Below are 17,727 nucleotides of genomic sequence, written 5' to 3'. Positions count from 1 at the left end.
TGGGTAACTCTTTTGATTGGAAGTGTGGTTCACGATTGTGCGCGGTACACGCGGAGTGTCGTTTCGCATGCGCCCAGGCTAGGAACCCGGCCCCTCGGCACGCATCGTCCGCCGGCCCGAGGACCGGAGTCCCCCTGCGGCTCGGCCGGTTGGTACTCGGGTCCGGTATCCGATAGCCCGACCGAACTCACGTACTGGGTGACCGAGTTCGTGTGCGGTGCGTGGTGTTCGGTGCGCCGTTCCAAGTGGCGCCGAGGCAAAACGCGTTCGAGGACCTCCCCGAACCGCTGACGGCCGCGCGTCCGGCGCTCCCCACCCCGCCCGACGCACCCAGCACCCGCCGGCCGCCGGCCGCCGGGACGCAGGCGGTCGCCGGTGATGCGAACCCGACAGAAGATGCCGACGTTGCGATGCTCTGGCCCACCGGGAAGGGCGCGTTCGGCCGCGGGCATCACCCGGGAGCCGACGCCCAGCAGGCGTTCGACCACCGCATCGCAGCCGGTCTCCTCGGCAACCTCTCGGATCACCGCGTCGAACGGATCCTCCGCGTGCTCGACCCTGCCGCCGGGCAGCATCCAGGTACTCTCGCCCTCGCGCGGCACATGGTGGGCGACCAGGACTCGTCCACCCTCGATACACATGGCATACGCCGCCAACCGGAAACTCATCCCCGAACCTCCCCTGCGGAACCGTATCCCGCGTCCGCCGACGCCCGGTGCCCGCGCACCCTGGCACCGGCTGGCACAAGTTCGTTGCCGGCATCCGAGTCCGCGTCGGGCAACAACCCCGGCTGCGGCGCGAAGGCCGGGCCGGCACGATGGCGCGCATGAACATCATCCCCGGGCGCGGCGTAGCCCTGGTCGAGATCGGTGACGCGCGATCCGAGGTCGAGGCCAGGACCGGCGAACCGGTTCACGGGCCGGGTCGATCGAAGGCCGTCTACCGCACCGATCCGGCCCTGGTCGTAAGCTACCTGCCGGACGACACCGTCGAGTTGGTCGAACTGGGTCACTCAGCCGGCGCCGGTACCGAGGTGTACCTCGACGACGTCCGGTTGACCTGGCAGTTCCTGGACGACGTAGTCGCCGAGCTGACCGCCCTCGGCCACACCGGCACAGAGACGGACATCGGCTATGCGTTCCGGGCCGGATTCGCGATCTGGTCGATGGGTTCCCGCCATGCCTCCGAGCTCGACCCCGACGCGGACGAGGACGACGAACGCGAGATCGTCGAGGGCGTGTCGGTCGCCCCGTACGCCTACTTCACCGATAGCTGAGCACAGCCGATTCGAGCGCGTGGCGAACGCGTGTGTTCGCCGTGGGCTTCCCGTTCCCCGGGGCCGGGATGCTCCCCGGCCCGCACGGTGGTTCGCGAAGCCGCGCGATCGGGGCGCGACGGCGGCGTCCCCGTCACGGCGTCGCTCCCGATGGGCTACCGTGAACGGATCTCCTACCCGGACGGCGGCCGCTATGCCGCCGCCGTCTTCACCCGGTCTCGGCCGAGTTCGGACGATGGCGCGATCAGTCGCGCCATCGGTACCGCCGCGGCCAGGGCCGTCGCCGCTCTGCGGGACGAACGCCCGTAACGTGGCGGACGTTGCTCGCCGCAGCAGTTGTACATCCTCGCAGTGACGAATCCGCGCAGTGGCAGCGCTACTTCCTCAGCAAACGGTCGAGACGCGCTCGCAAGGCGGGCGAAGTCAGTCCCACGTCACGGTTGTCGCGGCCGTCGAGCATGTGGTCCAGCCAGCGTTCGTACCAGGCCAGGAAATCGGTGGCCGACGAGACATCAAGCCCCAGAGGCCGTCGGCGTTGCCGGTGACGACGCGGCCTGCCAAGAGCCCGGTAAGGCCGACAAGCACCAGATCGCTGCACCCCGCCTCGATGACGTGCAGGAATAAGTCGCCTTGGTGAGGCGAGCCGCCGGCGGACGTGAACCCCCGAGGGCGACCGGGTTCGCCTCGAGGATCTATCGTGAACAACCGACACGACCACAACGGCATCAGACCGTAGAAGGGCGACGCTCCGCCTTCGCCCAGCGTGGTCAGGAAGCTGCGGTGGGAATCGGGCAGTTCGATGTGATGGTCGGCCTCGGACTCGGCAACTCTCGGATCGTGCAGGGGGCGTTCGAGGCGGAACCCGTGCGGCTATGCCCGATATCGCGCACCCGACCCGACGAGGCGGGGTGGGGGCGGCGGCCGTCCTTGGTGGGTCCGGGGGCGGGTTCGCGGTGTGGTGGCCGGGGACTACGCTGCCTGGTCGGGCGTGGTGGCAGGAAGTGGGGCGGTTCCGGGGAGGGGCTGTCGGGGGGAGGCGTGGTGGGTGTTCGGGTGGAGGGTTCCGGTCTGGTTCGGGCATGTCCCGACTGTGGGGCGGACGTTCCGGCGGAGGAACGATTCGTCGCCTGGTGTGCGGAGTGCGGGTGGAACGTGGATCCCGCCGGTGCCGAGGAGCCCGCGCCGGGGCGGATCGAGGCGGCTCGGCGACGGCTCGCGCACCGCGACGGGGAGCGGCTGCTCGCCGAGGTCGAACGCGGCGGGGACGCTCGGCAGCCTCGCGACGCGAAGCGGGTGCTCACCTACGCGGTGGCCGTGCTGGTGCATGCCATGACGCTGGTGCTGCTCGTGCTCGGCGTGGTGCTTCCGATCGTGGCCTGGGGCACCGTGTTCGGGCCGGTCCTGGGGGTGTTGTTCCTGGCGATGGCCTGGGTGCTGCGACCGCGGCTCGGCGCGCTGCCCAAGAACGCTCCCGTGCTCGAACGGGCTTGCGCACCGGCGCTGTTCGCGCTGATCGACGAGATCGCGACGGTCGCCGGCACGACCGGGGTGGACGCGGTGGTGATCGATGGGCAGTCCAACGCGGGCGTAACCACGTACGGTCTGCGCCAGCGGCGGGTGCTCCATCTCGGGCTGGGCCTGTGGGAGGTGCTGACGCCGCGACAACGCGTCGCGGTCCTCGGCCACGAACTCGGGCACTACGCCCACGGCGACACGCGGCACGGCGTCGTGGTCGGGTGCGCGTTGCGCTCGTTGCGGGTCTGGTACTACCTGCTGGCTCCGGCCCGGCGGCCGGGGCCGGGCAGCGTGGTGGTCAACTCGCTGATGTTCCTGCCCCGATGGGGCGTCTACGGGGTGCTGGCCCTGCTCGACCATCTGTCCGTGGGCGCGGCGCAGCGTGCCGAATACCTCGCGGACCGCACCGCCGCCCGGGCCGGATCCAGTGCGGCGGCCGTGGAACTCATGGATCGGCTCCTGATCGGCGACTCGGTCGACGCCGAGGCGCGGCGGCAGGCCGTTGTGGCGAACACCCGCGTCGGGCGGCCGGTGCCGCGCGCCGAGCTCGAGGCGGGCCTGTGGGCGAACCTCGCGGCGCATGTCCGAGGCATCCCGGAGCGGGAGTACGAACGGCTGCGGCGGGTCTCCGCGTTGCGCGGGCACAGCGTCGACGCCACCCACCCGCCGACCCATCTGCGTCGGCAACGGGTGCGCAACGACGAGCAGTACCCGGGCCTGGTCCACCTCGACCACGACCGCGACACCACGATCGGCGACGAACTCGCGAACGCACGAGCGCAGTTGGCCAGGGAAGTACTCCGCGACACGACCCGCTGAGCGGAAGTCGCGAAATCGGATGCCGGCGCCCTCGCAACGAGGGCCGCGACGACGCCAATGCGCTCGATACCCATGCACGGCCCAACAAATCGGTTCCCCGCGGGGCACGGCCGACCACCCGAACGAACCCCCACCGCCACCACGACCGGCGGCGCCCGTGACTGCTTTCTGTGGACCAGGAAGGAGCCCTACTGCCCGCGACGCGTCGACGAAAACGTCGCCCTGACAGCCCTGCTCATCGCCACCGGGCACACCCGCGCCCGGGACTCGGACCCCGCACACGGGTAACGCCGCTCCCACCCCGCCCCGAGGGGCACGTCGGGCGCGCGGCCGGGGACGCCGCCGGCCCCGGTTGGGACCTGACGGTCGACAACCTGAGCGATGGACCGCGAACGGCAACCCCCATGATCGTGCGCACGCCGGATCCCGACGATTACCCACCAGGTCGGCAGCCGATTCGGCGGCTCCACGCTCGACCCCCTGGCGCGCTGGTCATCGTGCATGGTCCGTGGCGTGGCCACCGACGCGGGCGCCGGCCCCGTGGCGCTCGGCCTCGATGGCCGGCCGCAGCACATGACGTGACGTGTGGTCGTTCCCGGCATCCTGTCGGCCGACACCAGAGGTCTCGGTCACATCAGGATGCCGAGTACGAGGATCAGCACAGTGGTGACCATCACCAGGAGAATCCCACCGCACCCGTCGTTGGCCTGGCGCTTCCTCGGCCGCGATCCGCTGGGGCGTTTCCCGCCCATGTGGGCGGCGCAGTAGCGCTTGCCCGGCACGGTCGGCTTCCCGCAGGTCGTCCCGCCCCGCCCGCGCACCGTCGATCGCTGACACCTGCCCACGTGAGCCTCCCGGGTCCGACGGATGGTCACCCCATGCTGTCGAACTCTCGCCGCCCGTACCGGCAGTTCGCCGAAACCGTCCCGGCCGGCTCCTGGTCGAGCAGGCGCGGGACTTCGGCGGCCGACTCACGGCCAAGGTCGGCCGGGGCGGGTGCGGTTCGCGCGTTCGGGCCCTGCGGCTCTGCGACACGGAGATCGCGCGGAGCCGCTCCCGTCCGCGGCGGGTGCTCCCCATGCCGTGTCATGCTCGGGCCCATGAAGATCGCCGCTGCCCAACTGACCTGTGTCCCCGGGGACATACCCACGAATGTTCGGCAACTCGCGGCTCTTGCCGTGCAAGCGCGCGAGCAAGGCGCCGAGCTGATCGTGTTCCCGGAGCTCGCGCCGACCGGGTACGAACTCCGCATGGCGGCCGAGGATCCCCATTTGTGGGTGGCTGCGGACGATGCCCGCCTGGATCCGCTGAGGGGCATCGGGATTGCCTGCGTCGTCAACTGTGCCGTCCCGACCGACGAAACACGGCCCGCCATCGGAACCTTCGTCTACGGCGGCGCGGGCGAGCTGATCACCACGTACCTGAAGCAGCACCTCTACGAGAACGAGCAGAGTGTGTTCACCGCGGGTGATCGGGACGGTCGCTTCGAACTCGGTGGTCTGCGCTTCGCCCTCGCCACCTGCTTCGACAACCACTTTCCGGACCTCACCGCCCGCGCCGCGGCGGACGGTTGCCATGTGCTCCTGGCCAGTTCGCTGTACGGCACGGGCGACGGCATCCGCGAACGGGCGACGGTCTACCCGGGCATCGCCAAAGACTCGAACATGCATGTCGTCCTCGCCAACCACGTCGGCTCCGCGGGCCCATGGACCGGCTGCGGCGGCGCCGCGGTGTGGGCCCCGGGCGGCACCCTCCTTGCGGAGGCCGACAACCACACGACCTCGCCGGCCCTCGCCGACGTCCGCTAGCGACGGATGCCACGTTCGGCAGCGGGGCGTTGCGCGCCGGGCGCCACCGTGGCCGACGGTCGGCAGTACGACCGCGGCCGTCTGGCAGGACGCACCGATTATGCGGGACATCCGGCGCCGTGTGGTTTTGGACATGACGATCCCTGGTGCGTCCGGACATTGTCCGCTCGGCCCGGTCGGTCGTCGACCTGGAATTTCGGCCGCGCGACGCGTCGAACTCGGCGCTGGCGCTTGGTGGTTGGGGGTCGGATACACTGCCGGCTGTTCATCCGGGGGAAGGGGCGGGCATGTCCGGACCGGGCATCGAGCCGTTGCACGACGACGATCCGACGTGGATCGGGCCCTATCGGCTGCTCGGCCGGATCGCCTCGGGCGGGATGGGCCGGATCCATCTCGGTCGCGGCACCGACGGAGGTCTCGTCGCGGTCAAGACGCTGCTCGCCGACGGCGAGGTGGGCACGGTGAATCGGCGTCGGTTCGCCCGTGAGGTCAAGATCGCCCGGCAGGTACGTGCCGAGCACACGGCGCGCGTCCTGGCCGCCGACCCGGACGCCGAGCGCCTGTGGATGGCCACCGAGTACGTCCCCGCCCCGTCGCTCGCCGAACTGGTGCGGCATGCCGGGACGTTGTCCGGTTCGGCGGTGCGCTGGGTGGCCCGCGGCACCGTGGAGGCTCTGGTCGGCCTGCACCGCCAGGGCATCGTGCATCGGGACGTCAAGCCGCAGAACCTGCTGCTGCCCGCCGAGGGGCCGTGTCTGATCGACTTCGGGATCTCGCACGCCCAGGACCTGACCCGGACGTCGCTCTCGCTCGGGACCGTCGCGTTCACCTCACCCGAACAGGCCCGCGGCGAGGAGTCGACCGCCGCGTCCGACGTCTACTCGCTGGGGGCCACGCTCTTCCACCTCGCGGTGGGCCGGGCGCCCTACCCCGTGGGGGAGGACATGATGCGGCTGCTTGCCCGGGTGGCCGATGCGGATGTGGATCTCACCGGTCTGCCGGCCGAGTTGGCGCCGGTGATCGAACCGTGCCTGGCTCTGGACCCGGGCGATCGGCCCACATCGGCGGAGGTGCTGTCGAGGGTGTCAGTGGACCTCGCGGAGGCACCCACGGCCGAGCGGATCGTGGGGTGGTTGCCGCCGCGATGGTCGGCGTTGGTGGCGGAATACGCCCGGTACGGGCAGGACTTGTCGGCGTGGTCGTGGGACGGGGATGTCACCCGGGTCGATACCGACAACGACGCCGGCGACACCACGGACGACGCCATCGACGACGCCACCGCTGCCGATCCACCGGAACCTCCGCCCGGAAGGCGGGCCCGGGTGCTCGTTCGAGCGGTCCGGCTGCTCATGGTGTCCATCCTAGTCGCCATCGCCGGCTTCCTCGGGATCGCGTACTGGTACAGCGAGCAGGCCGAGAAGCTCAGTGCCACCGATCGGGCCTTCCAAGCGCTGACCCCGGGTGACTGTCTGGGTTCGACGCCGGTCGCCGGCGAGTGGGCGAAGCGGGCTCCGAGCGTGGTCGACTGCGGCCTGCCGAACGCCTACGCACGGGTCACCTCGGTTCCCGGCGTGAACGGTGGATCGTGCCCGGTCCGCCCCGAAGTCATCCTCTGGTTGCGCGCGTTCCCGAAGGCGGAAACCTTCGTGCTGTGCGCGGAACGGCTGTACCGGGTCGGTCAGTGCACCGTGGGCAAACGCGAAGGGGGGTACATCACGAGTGTGCAGATGCACGAGGCCTGGGACTGTCGGACGACGCAACTTCCCGCCGGATATACCGAGTTGCTCAGAATCACCGAATACCCGGCAACCGGGCAGAAGTGCCGCCGGGACGACCGGGATACGGCGGATTCCGGCGAGTACTTCCGCTACGTCGTCCGGACCGGTGAGGTCGCGTGTCTGGTCCGGGTGTGAGCGGTGGTCGGCAACCAAGCGATCCGCAGCCGCCGACCGCCCTTGGTACGGCCTTCGATGAACGGCACCCGATGAACGGCCTGCGATGAACACCCCGACCACCCCGGACGCCCCGGATACCCCGGACACCCCACCCCTCACCGCGCTCCGCCTCGACCCGCTGAGCCGCGACGACCCGGACCGCCTCGGCGACTACCGCCTGATCGGCCGACTCGCCTCCGGCGGCATGGGCCGCCTGTACCTGGCTCGCTCGACCGCGGACGGCAGTCTGGCCGCCGTCAAAACTCTGCTCGCCCGGGGCGGGATCGGCGAGGTCGAGCGTCGCCGGTTCGCACGCGAGGTCGGGCTCGCGCGGCGCGTTCGCGGCGAGCACACGGCGCGGGTCCTGGCCGCCGACCCCGAGGCGGCCCGTCCGTGGATGGCGATCCGGTACATCCCGGCCCCCTCGCTGGCCGAACTCGTCGCCTCCCGGGGCACCGCCGACGAGGCGTGCGTGCGTCGACTCGGCGCGAGTTGTGCGGCGGTATTGCTGGATCTGCACGAGGGGGGCATCGTGCATCGTGACCTCAAGCCGCAGAATATGCTGCTGCCGAACGCGGGGCTGCGGTTGATCGACTTCGGCATCTCGCACGCCGTGGACGTCACCCGGACCCACCTGACCCTGGGCACCATCGCGTTCACCTCCCCCGAACAGGCTCGGGGCGAGCCGTCCACCGCGGCGTCGGACGTCTACTCGCTGGGGGCTACGCTCTTCCATCTCGCCGTCGGGCGCCCGCCGTACCCGGAAACGGGAAGCGACCTGCGGCTGCTCGCCCTGGTCGCCCGCGCCCAGGTCGATCCGGCCGATCTGCCGGCCGGACTCCGCGAGTTGATCCTCCCCTGCCTGGCCCTCGAACCAGACGACCGGCCACGGACCGCGGATCTGCTCGGCGCGTTCACCGAGCCGGGACGGGCACCGGGCCTGCCGAACGCCGCCGAGCTGCGGATCCCCGACGGCTGGCGCGTGCTGATCGACGCGTACGAACGCGAGGGCCGCCAACTCGCGGCGGTCGGACCGCACTTCGCTCGCCCCACAATCGTCACGGCACCGCCACGGCCGCCCTCGCCGGCGCAACCCGCCGCCACCCGAGCCGATCGCACCATGCCCGAACCGGCATCCCCCGGACGTCCCGGCGACCGGCACGACCGTCGGCCCGGCGAACCCGGCGACGTCCCACGCAGGTTCGCGGGCCTGTCCGCAACCGGTTGGCGGGCCGCGGCAAAGGCCGGTACCGCGCTGACCGTACTCGTGGTCTACGCCCTGCTGCTGCTCGCGGTCCTGGCCGTGGTGGTCGCCATCGTCGTCGCGGTCGCCCGCGAATGATGCGCGGTGACCACGCGCGACCTCGATCCGCGACACCCGGTCGGGGCGCGACTCGGTCCCTTCAACTTGGAGAGAGCCGGCGACGTGGCGGTCCGCGAGGGCGACTCACCGTGTCCGCTCGCCGCGAACTGCCGCCTGCGCGGGGCGCTTCGGCGTGCGCAGGAGGCGTTTTCTACGCCTCGCTCGACCCGATCACCCTGGGCCGACCTGATCACCTCCGAGGCCCGCGCGGGATGCATGGACCTGACGGACAACGCCATCCCGACCGCCGCGCGCGCCGCCCGGTGCGGCCCACTGCCCTTCATGCGGGCGATACACGCCCGGCTCATCGAACGCGGCGTCCCCGCCGCCGACATCCACTACGAGGACTTCGGCCCCGACCTGTGGCTCGGCGGCGAATTGCCGGGTGGCTCGTGTCGGCCGGATGGTTCGGGCGCAGCGTCTTGACGCTCACGCTCCGGGGTCTCCAGCCGGTCGGCTTCGTGCTGGGGTTGTGCGTTCGCGACTGCCTCGCCTGGCCCGTCCCGGACGGACCCGGCGGCGGGACCCTGTGGTTGCACGCCGCCGACACCGGCACGGGGCACTCCGTCGCCGCGGTCGGGTCCGCCCCGGGGCGCAGTCCGAGTGTCCTGCAGAGCGGGCCCCGGCGCCTGTGGGACGAGGTCGAGACGGCATGGCGCTGGCGGGACGGGCAAGGGCGTCCCACCGTCCAGGACTTCTGCCTCACCGCCACGATCACCTCGACCGGTGAGACGGCCGCCGTCGCGCAACAGGCATGGTACCGCGACCGGAAGCATCCACTCGCCATGCGGACCACCACCGCGATGCGGGACATCTGACCGCACATCACACTCGTACGCCTTGGACTGCCGTCCGTTCCTCTCCGGACTCGGCCTTTCGGGAATAGGTGTCGCGTTCGCGGGCAACGGGTCGATTCGGCGCCGGTGTCCGGGCCTTGGCGTGCGGGCGATGCACGCTACGGCGAGCAGCCACGCCGGCTCCCCCGCCGGCCCGCGATCGACCGCTTCGGGTCGTTCGTTCTGTGCATACGACAGGGCGCCCGGTGCGAACGACACGCACGCGCACAGACGCCACGATGGCAGTGTCGACACAGGACGTCGACGCACCGAAGGCGTTCGACACGCGGAGGCCGGCAAGGTACCGCAACATGGGGAAAAACAATGCAGTTCACCGGAAGCGCACTTCGCCGCACGGCAACCATGGGGGTGCTGTCGATCATCTTCGCCGGCGCGGGCCTCGCGGCCTCCGTCGGACCGGCGAGCGCGGTCAGCAACTGAGGCACGCGACGGGTCGGGGGTCGAGCGCTCGGCCCCCGACCCGTCCCGGCCCATCGCGCCGGGGACTTCGCCCTGAGGCCCGTGCTCGACGGGACCGGTTCGGCCGGGCATCCGTCCCGGTCACGTCGATACCCCGTCGGGTGGGACCTCGACGACGGACCTGTCTCCCGCGATGGGTACGCCGAGGATCTCGTGTGCGCGGCGTTGTGCCGTGTGTGCCTCGCGCAGTCCGTCGCGGCCCCAGCCCAGGAGATCGACGGCGGTTGCCGGGTCGACCAGGAGGCGACGCCATTCCCGTCCGGTCGCCGGGTCCGGCCGCGCCGGCCCCAGGCGGGCGAGGCGGGCCGCGTAGCGGACGCGGGCGACGGGGGTCCCGCCATAGATCAGGGCGTCGTGGTCGTGGAGGTAGCCGAGGTAGGTGTGCGCTCCCGGTACGGCGCCGGCCTCCTCGTACGCCTCGCGGGTGAGCGTCGCCCACGTGTCGGCATCCCCGTCCTCGGTGGCGCCGCCGGGCAGCGCGAGCATGCCTCTGTCCGCGACCAGGAGTACGCGTCCGTCGTCGGCGAACAGCCACCCCGACGACTGGGCAACGGGCAGCGTGTCGGGCACGGGCTTGTCGGGGTGCCAGATCCAGGGGCGGCCCATGCGCGGGGCGGCTTCCAGGCCCAGTTCGCGGCGCAGCGGTTCGTTGCCGTGGTCGGCGGCGCGGATTCGGGTCAGGCGTTGGTCGGTGTGTCGAGCGCGCGCCACGCCGTCTCGGCCGCCATCGGCAACGCCACGGCCTGCTCGGCGGTGCCGGCCGTCGGGCCGGGGGGAATGACCACCGCGCTCAGCGGACCGCACCGCCGATGGCCGGCGGGGCGTTCACGAGAGCGTAGCCGTCTTCGTTTTTCGCCCGCGCACCGTGCGCGTTGGGCAAGTTCGTGCATTCTTGCCAACCGGACGGTCGCCGGCTATCCCTCTGCACAGCCTTGTGGGTGACCGGATTGGTGAGTCCCTACAAGACGAACAGTCGATACCGGAGCCGCTCCCGCCGTGTGCAATGCGCCAGAAGCGTGAAACATAACGCGCATTATGCTGTCGACGGTACATTCCCAGTAGCATGCTCGCGGCGGCGGTCACCACCGTGTACCGGCGTCGCCGACCGACCCTGCTCTCGGGCGGGCGTCAAACCACCGGGTCGAAATCCCGCAGAATATATGCGCAAAACACCGCGAACCCCCCTCACGAACGATCACCGACGTCCGAAGGATTCGCGATCGAGGAAATCCGAAAAGGAGACAGACCACCCAGAATTCACCGGGCACGGGCCGGGGACATGGAACCGCGAGCGGAAGTCGACTCGCGACGTCGCCATGCGCTGCCTCCCATACGCGTGCCGTCGAGCCGATATCCACCGGGTGGATGTACGGCGATTCATCTTTGCGCGGCGAGCACACAGTCGGGACGGAACGGGTGCGGTTTCTGTGCGGTTTCGTACGAGTGCGACCATCATCCGTGACACCGATCGCGCCGGGCGTGCCTGTGGCCTGTGGCCTGTGTAACGCCGCGACGGCCGCGATTCGTGAACCGACGGAATGTCGGATCCGGCGGAAACGGATTCGACGCAGCAGCACGCCCTCCTCGCGATTCACGGCATCGTGGCCGACACTCCGCCCCGACCACACCGTTCGAACGGAACGCCGTTCCTTGATGGGAGACACCTGTCGTGGCCGTACGCACCGAAAGGAAGACCACCCGAAAACGTAGAGGCACCGGAAATAATTCACTCCGACGGCGCACATCCGCTCCGAGGGTGAGCGTCGTTTCATCGAATGTGACTCTTCATGAAGCCGCCGCGTTCACATCCCCCTTCACAATCGCCAGGCGCTGCTATCAATTGGGAGACTGGGTACTGGTCCCCCGCGCGACCACATTCCTCAGCTGGTCGCCGCATGCCCACCTCAAGCGTGGCGGAGAATGCGTTCGACTTCGGCACTGCTCCGCCGACATGGAGCAATTCGCCCTGTCCATGGCTTTGACCGCAGCCGCGTTCGCGCGCCGCCTTGACGACATCGTGGTCCACCTTCGGTCGTGACGCCCCGAAGTCCTCGGGGCACGGGCCCCTCATCGCACACAGCAACGAACGAGGCACATGTACGACGGCATCGGACACGACCTGAGCTCCTCGCCCATCCTCCCGACCTCGCCCGACGGCGCCATCCCGCCCCTTCGTCCCGACGCGTGGTCGGCCTTCGACACGGGCGTGCCGCCCGACCCACCCTTCGCGTCCGAGACGACGCAGGAGTGGCGATTCGAGAAGGAACTCGCCCGGCTTCTGCAACAGCCCGCTCCAGGGACCCCCACAACCACCACCGACGGGCTTCCCGACCGACCTTCCACACACCGGGACAACGCTCCCGCCGCCCACCGACGCCGCACCCCGACAACCACCAAGCCCGCCCGGCAAACGGTCACCGGCGCACCGGTACTCGATCGGCTGAGCTACACCATGGTCGCGGCCATCGTCGTCCTGGTCGCGACGATCAGCCTCCTCGGCGCGGCCGTCACCTTGGAACCACTGCGCCACGCCGCCGCCACCGAGCACGGCCTGGCGGCCCGCTGGTGGCCGGTCCTCGTCCACGGCCCCTGGATCGTGGCCTGCCTGTCCATCCTGCGCTCCAGCCTCCACCACCACAGAGCGGCGCACTCCTGGATCGTGTCCGTCACCTTCGCCGGACTGTCCATGGCACTCGCCATCGCCGACGCACCCAAGAACGTCCACGGCATCGTCGTCGCCGCCCTCCCCGCCATCGCGATAACCGCGTGCCTGCATCAACTCGTACGCCAGATCACCCTCACCCGACCACCTCGGCGAACCAACCGAAGCCCGCGGCGCCACATCCCCCTGTGACCCACCGCATCGCGACCACCACTCGACGCCCCACCGGATTGGACCCGGGCAACCGACCACCACCCGGCAATCGAGGGACCGGCGCCGGGAGTTCGGCGCATTGCCCGGTCGGGACACCCCGACCGGGCAACGCGCGCACCGGGACGGCCGGCAGAAACCGACCATGCGCCCCGCGCGGGGTGTCACATCGTGTTGACGATCAGGCCGATGTGGGTGAAGTAGTTCAGCCCGCCGAAGAACAGGAAGGCCAGTCCGGACAGGGTCCAGGCCACTCCGACCACGCGTACCGGCCAGCCCTTGGGGCGCAGCAGGGCGAGCGGGAACAGGATCGCGCCGATGCCGACCAGGACGTACAGGCTGGAGATGAAGCTCGCCTCCAACATCGGGTGATCCGCGAACTCGCCCGAGATCGGCTCCTCGGGAGGCGCGGCGAACAGCGTGTACTTCCAACCCGCCGCCGCGATCCCGAAGCAGGCGAGGCCCATGCCGAACACGAAGACCGAGATGGGCGACGCCAGTCCCGCCGTACGGATCGCGCGGTCCGGATCCTCGGCCAGGGCCGCTCCTCGTTTCCAGAGGTACAGCGACGCGCACGCGAGCAGCACGCCGAAGCCGAGCGACGGCTCGCCGAACACGACGTTGTCGAACGGGAATCCCTGACCGGCCAGCGGCCAGGTGAGGGTCATGTGCAGACCGGTCGTGATCAGGACGAACGCCAGGGCCCCGAAGGCAAGAGCCCACGCCTCCGGGACGATCCGGCGCCCGGGTGAGAGGAGTTGCCATCCCAACGCGACCACGAGCAGCAGGCCGGCTCCGGCCGCCACGGACATGATTGTGTTGTAGGTCGGCATCCGGTTCCAGTCGATCTTCAAACCGGCGGCCGCGAGATTGTATGCATCTTGTCTCATATGTGGACAATAGTTATCAAGTATCGCCACTCATTCGATCCCTCGGCCGCCGACGCCGGCATTCACCCGATTGCGGACCGTCCGGCGCACCGGCACCGGACGGTCCGCGTCGACACCCGTGCCCGCGTCGGCGACCGACCACCAACTGGCAACGCCGAGAGAGATGTACCTCGACGGGTTCCGTGTGGCGATCCAACCGCATGTTGCCGGGGTGAGCGGGTGCCCGGGCGGGTGGCGGCGCCCGGGCGGGTGGGGGCGTGGTTCAGGGCAGTAGGCCCAGGCCGCGCAGCAGGATGGGCAGGGCGGCGACCAGCAGGCCGCCGGCAATCTTCGCGGCGCGGATGATCTGGCGCCTGCCGATGGTGAAATCGGCTTCGACGGCGATCGTGATCCAGGGCTTGCGTCGCGCTCGCCCACGCTTGTTCTCGCTCATGTGTCCTCGCTCCTCCGAGTACGCGAACCGGTGTTGTACCGACCTGTGTGGGGAGCGTAGGGACGGCGTTCGGGTGCGAGGTAGGCATGATCGGGCACGAGAAATCGTGCCGAGCGACTTCGGATTCCACACGGTCGGACACGGTGGGTGGAATGCGGCGGGACTGCGGATTCGAGGGTCGACGGCGTCACCGGGGCCGCGGAACGGTCAATCCGAACCGTGCGGCGATCAAAGGACGTTCAGACGGTCAGGACCGCGCGGTAGGGCGGGGGCTCGCCGTCGTCCTCCGGCGCGGAGAGCGAGGCGGCGACCGCGGCGCCGTCGCACGCGACCCATGCGTGGAATCGGAACGGATCGGGGGCCGCTCCCAGGCACCAGTCCAGGCGGCGTCGATGCGCGGCGGACAGCAGGACGGCGGCCAGCGAGATCTCCAGGCACGCGGCGCGCCCGGGGAACCAGCGCGCGGTACGGCGCAGGGCCGCGAGGCACTCCTCGGCCCGACGCGGGTCCTCCGGTGCCGAGGCCCATCGGCCCCGGGTCGCGCGCACCGCGCGGTGTACGACGGCGAAGGGCAGCCGCACGGCGAGCGCGGCGCCGAGCAGGGCGATCGTTGGGCCGAGGGTCGGGCGTCGTGGGCCTGCCGGGTATCGACGCGATACCGCGCGTCGTCGGGCCATCGGCCGGGCGCGGGTCGCGGCGCCCGAAACGGCGCCGGGGACGGCGCCCGCACCATCGCTCCGCAAGGGGTTCGCCGCCCGCGAGGGGGCTTCGGCCGACCCGAAGCGGGCGGCCCACCCCCGGGTGGTCGACCGCGACCCGCCCCGCCCCTCGCCTTCCGCCTCCACCAGGCCGAGCGCGGTCAACTGGCCCAGCAGCGCGGCGCCGTCCGCGGCGATCCGCTCGCGTGGCAGGTCCGGGTGCCGGTCCGAGACGGCCGCGACGCTCTGCGCGAGGCTTCGTCCGGACGACCAGCACTGCCAGAAGTCCCGCGCACCGGAGTTGAACACGTACCACTGCCCGTCGGCGCAGTCGAGCACGACCACGCCTCCGTCGGGCATCGTCTCGTGGCGCACGTGCGCGGGAATCCTCACGATCGTTCCTCCCGCCGGGCGCGCAACCACACTTCCGTGGCCACGAGTTGCCGGAACGCGCCGAGTGGTACCGCGACGCCCGCGGTGAATCGCGCCAGGCTCCGCAGCACCGCCGCCGGTTCGACGACGCCGGCGTCCGCCAGGGCCGAGTCCGCCCACAAGGCCCGCAGCCACGGCTCGGCCCGCCGCGCGCCCAGGTATTCCTCGCGGGTGTAGTCGCCCTTCGTCCGGCGGCCGAGTACGGCGGGCAAAACCGTGCCGCGCAACGCCGCCGCGAGCAACGGCTTGCCGCCCGCGGGGTCGACGCGCTCCTCTGGCGCGACCGCGAGACACGCCCGCACCACCCGGTCGTCCAGGAACGGCGCGTGCACGTCGACGCCGTGCCGGTGGCCGAGTTCCCGCAGGTGCCGTTGCGCGTCGGCGGAATGCCGCAATTCGGCGGCGGCGGCGATGTGCACGGCGGCCGAGGCGCCGTCGAGGTGGTGTGTACCATCGCACGCCGCCCGTTCCGCGCGGTCCGCGAGTGCGCGACGCGTCGCCGGTGTCAGCCACGACACCGCCTCGCCGACCGGCGGCCACCACGTGACGCCGTCGGTCCACGAGGTGGGGCCTTCGGCGATCGCCCCCGAGCGCAGCGTCGCGGCGAGGTGTACGAGGGCTTCCGCGCCCGATGTCCTGGCCGTACGCAGCGCCTGCGCCGCCAACGCCGCGGGGGAGGTGTCGTGGCGTCGGGCCTGCGCCAGGCAGTGCCGGGCGAACGTACGCGCATGCCCGCGGCTCGCGACATGGGCCAGATACGCGGGGGGCGCGCCCAGAACCGCGTCTCCGCCCTCACCGGTCAGATGGCAGTCCTGCGGGCCGACGGCGGCCAGGCGCAGCAGCGACCGGCCGCGGGCGAGCATCCCCGGCACGGGTTCGTCGTCGTCGGCCCGCCCGATGAGCGCCGTGTGCGGCTGTTGCCTCCGGGCGGCGTCCAGGTCGAACGGCAGTGTGTCGTGGCGGCCTTCGACCACGATGTGCCGCAGCCGGGCGTCGAGACGGGCCAACCGCCGGGCGTGGGCCAGGTCGCCCGCCGGGGCATCGGGGTGGTGGTACGTCACCGCCGCCACCGGCCTCTGCCCGGAGCGTGCCGCCAGGAACGCCAGCGTCGTCGAGTCGAGTCCGCCGCTGAAGTCGCTTGCCACGGCGCCGGCGGCACAGCGGGCGGCCACGGCCTCGGTCAGCGCGTCGTGGAGCGTGTGCGCGCCGCGCGCGAGGGGGCCGATTCCGAAGAGCGTCCCGGTGCGGCCCACCACGGGCGGCACGCCGGGCCGTAGTCGAACAACCGCGCCGCCCGCCACGCGCGCGATGTCGTGGAACGGTGATCGATCCGCCCACAGCGGCGGCACGTGCGCGCAGGCGATCCGCGCGGCGGCGGTGACGGCGTCGGGCTCACGGCGATGCAGCCGAGCGAGCAGGCGTGCGTGCGACGCGGCGACGGCCCATCCGTCGGCGCACGAGACGAACACCGGGTACTGTCCGGCCAGATCGGATCGGATGCGCACGCCGTCGCGGGCGGCCACGATGCACATGTAGGCACCCGGCAGATCGAGCCCGCGACCCACACGGCCCGCGCGACCTTCGATCCCTTCGGCCCGGATCCCCTCGCGTCCGATCATGTCGCGAAGCTCGCGCGCAAGCCGTTCGTCGGACGCCAGGCAGTGACCCAGTACCACCATGCGCACGTCCCGGTACACCGCCGAGCGCACCTGCCCAGACCGCCATGCCCCGTACACGCGCAGCCCCGGCAACGCCGACCACACGGGGGTACCGGGCAGGCCCAACGATGCGGGGTCGGCGGCGGGTTCGGCCGGCGACCTTGCGGGTTGCTCCCGGACGGCGACGACGAACCCGGGTGCCACGGCGACCTCGGCGAGCCGCGCGCGGCCGGGCGCCGTCGCGGAGGAGGGGTTCACCAGTAGAACTGCGAATTCGCGTCCGCCTTGCCGCTGGCGGCACTGCCCTTGGTGGCCCGACGCACCGATCCGACGGCGACGACCATCGGGGGCCGGTAGTCATCGGCTCGGCGGTCGCCGAGGGACGGTGTTTCGGTGGACTCCACGGGGTCGGCGGACAGCGCGTCCTCGGGTGCTTCCGATGCGTCGGGTGCTTCGGGTACCTCCGGTGCCTCGGGTGCCTCGGGTACGGAAGCCTTCGGCGATTCCGGCATGCGAGCGTCGCCAACCCTGCGCATACTCCCCTGCCTTCGACTCGTCACCGCCGCGGCCACGAAACGTTTTCTCCACCATACAAGCGGTGGTCGACTTTCGACCCCACCTCGACAGGACCCGGAAATCAGGGGTGTCGGACCCCGACGGGAACCTTCCGGAATGAATGAATCGAACACCACGGACGGGCGGACAATGCCCAC

At 71.0% G+C, this 17,727-nt stretch carries 15 protein-coding genes and 1 pseudogene; 8 read left to right on the top strand and 8 right to left on the bottom strand.

Annotated elements, in window-relative coordinates; genetic code table 11:
• Positions 1–356 precede the first annotated feature (356 nt).
• A pseudogene (locus ACH4XV_RS39395) lies at positions 357–668 on the bottom strand (NUDIX hydrolase); the annotation flags it as partial.
• A 158-nt stretch (positions 669–826) separates the two neighbouring features.
• Here ACH4XV_RS39395 and ACH4XV_RS39390 point away from each other — a divergent pair.
• Positions 827–1,276 carry a hypothetical protein gene (locus ACH4XV_RS39390; RefSeq protein WP_395797869.1) on the top strand — a complete coding sequence of 150 codons (450 nt, stop codon included), beginning with the start codon at positions 827–829 and terminating at the stop codon, positions 1,274–1,276.
• A 1,152-nt stretch (positions 1,277–2,428) separates the two neighbouring features.
• Positions 2,429–3,610, top strand: coding sequence for a M48 family metallopeptidase (locus ACH4XV_RS39385; protein ID WP_395797867.1), 1,182 nt, complete (start codon positions 2,429–2,431; stop codon positions 3,608–3,610).
• Positions 3,611–4,239: 629 nt separating this feature from the next.
• Here the strand turns inward: ACH4XV_RS39385 and ACH4XV_RS39380 are convergent.
• A complete protein-coding gene (locus tag ACH4XV_RS39380; RefSeq protein ID WP_395797865.1) occupies positions 4,240–4,455 on the bottom strand; it encodes a hypothetical protein in 216 nt (71 codons plus the stop codon).
• 255 nt (positions 4,456–4,710) lie between these two features.
• Here ACH4XV_RS39380 and ACH4XV_RS39375 point away from each other — a divergent pair, with 255 nt between their 5' ends.
• The 5 genes from ACH4XV_RS39375 to ACH4XV_RS39355 all read left to right on the top strand — a co-directional run bounded on the left by ACH4XV_RS39375 (position 4,711) and on the right by ACH4XV_RS39355 (position 9,533).
• Positions 4,711–5,418, top strand: a complete 708-nt coding sequence (locus ACH4XV_RS39375) for a carbon-nitrogen hydrolase family protein (RefSeq protein WP_395797863.1) — start codon at positions 4,711–4,713, stop codon at positions 5,416–5,418.
• Positions 5,419–5,705: 287 nt separating this feature from the next.
• Complete coding sequence (locus ACH4XV_RS39370) at positions 5,706–7,331, top strand: serine/threonine-protein kinase (RefSeq protein WP_395797862.1); 1,626 nt, start codon at positions 5,706–5,708, stop codon at positions 7,329–7,331.
• Positions 7,332–7,416: 85 nt separating this feature from the next.
• Positions 7,417–8,694, top strand: coding sequence for a serine/threonine-protein kinase (locus ACH4XV_RS39365; protein WP_395797860.1), 1,278 nt, complete (start codon positions 7,417–7,419; stop codon positions 8,692–8,694).
• A 237-nt stretch (positions 8,695–8,931) separates the two neighbouring features.
• Positions 8,932–9,141 carry a hypothetical protein gene (locus ACH4XV_RS39360; protein WP_395797858.1) on the top strand — a complete coding sequence of 70 codons (210 nt, stop codon included), beginning with the start codon at positions 8,932–8,934 and terminating at the stop codon, positions 9,139–9,141.
• Positions 9,138–9,533, top strand: a complete 396-nt coding sequence (locus ACH4XV_RS39355; protein ID WP_395797856.1) for a hypothetical protein — start codon at positions 9,138–9,140, stop codon at positions 9,531–9,533. The genes ACH4XV_RS39360 and ACH4XV_RS39355 overlap by 4 nt, the downstream gene beginning before the upstream one ends.
• A gap of 579 nt (positions 9,534–10,112) precedes the next feature.
• Here ACH4XV_RS39355 and ACH4XV_RS39350 read toward each other — a convergent pair.
• The gene (locus ACH4XV_RS39350; protein ID WP_395797854.1) at positions 10,113–10,742 is read right to left on the bottom strand and encodes an NUDIX hydrolase; all 630 of its coding nucleotides are present in this window, start codon (positions 10,740–10,742) and stop codon (positions 10,113–10,115) included.
• 1,384 nt (positions 10,743–12,126) lie between these two features.
• Here ACH4XV_RS39350 and ACH4XV_RS39345 point away from each other — a divergent pair.
• Positions 12,127–12,885 carry a DUF2637 domain-containing protein gene (locus ACH4XV_RS39345; protein ID WP_395797852.1) on the top strand — a complete coding sequence of 253 codons (759 nt, stop codon included), beginning with the start codon at positions 12,127–12,129 and terminating at the stop codon, positions 12,883–12,885.
• Positions 12,886–13,067: 182 nt separating this feature from the next.
• On the opposite strand, the gene ACH4XV_RS39340 is transcribed toward ACH4XV_RS39345, so the two are convergent.
• The 5 genes from ACH4XV_RS39340 to ACH4XV_RS39320 all read right to left on the bottom strand — a co-directional run bounded on the left by ACH4XV_RS39340 (position 13,068) and on the right by ACH4XV_RS39320 (position 17,526).
• Positions 13,068–13,793 carry a DUF981 domain-containing protein gene (locus ACH4XV_RS39340; protein ID WP_395797850.1) on the bottom strand — a complete coding sequence of 242 codons (726 nt, stop codon included), beginning with the start codon at positions 13,791–13,793 and terminating at the stop codon, positions 13,068–13,070.
• A gap of 262 nt (positions 13,794–14,055) precedes the next feature.
• Positions 14,056–14,226, bottom strand: a complete 171-nt coding sequence (locus ACH4XV_RS39335; RefSeq protein ID WP_395797848.1) for a hypothetical protein — start codon at positions 14,224–14,226, stop codon at positions 14,056–14,058.
• Between the two features lie 239 nt (positions 14,227–14,465).
• Complete coding sequence (locus ACH4XV_RS39330) at positions 14,466–15,317, bottom strand: lasso peptide biosynthesis B2 protein (RefSeq protein WP_395797846.1); 852 nt, start codon at positions 15,315–15,317, stop codon at positions 14,466–14,468.
• The gene (locus tag ACH4XV_RS39325) at positions 15,314–17,272 is read right to left on the bottom strand and encodes an asparagine synthase-related protein (RefSeq protein WP_395797844.1); all 1,959 of its coding nucleotides are present in this window, start codon (positions 17,270–17,272) and stop codon (positions 15,314–15,316) included. The genes ACH4XV_RS39330 and ACH4XV_RS39325 overlap by 4 nt, the downstream gene beginning before the upstream one ends.
• Positions 17,269–17,526 (bottom strand): lasso RiPP family leader peptide-containing protein, encoded by a 258-nt coding sequence (locus ACH4XV_RS39320; RefSeq protein WP_395797842.1) that lies wholly within the window; start codon positions 17,524–17,526, stop codon positions 17,269–17,271. Before ACH4XV_RS39320 ends, ACH4XV_RS39325 begins: the two co-directional genes overlap by 4 nt.
• Positions 17,527–17,727: the final 201 nt, after the last annotated feature.

Origin of the sequence: Embleya sp. NPDC020630 (genome assembly GCF_044334985.1) — a bacterium.
Taxonomy (GTDB): Bacteria; Actinomycetota; Actinomycetes; order Streptomycetales; family Streptomycetaceae; genus Embleya.
The sequence above is the reverse complement of the archived record's forward strand: the minus strand, read 5'-3'. Positions and strand labels throughout refer to the sequence as shown.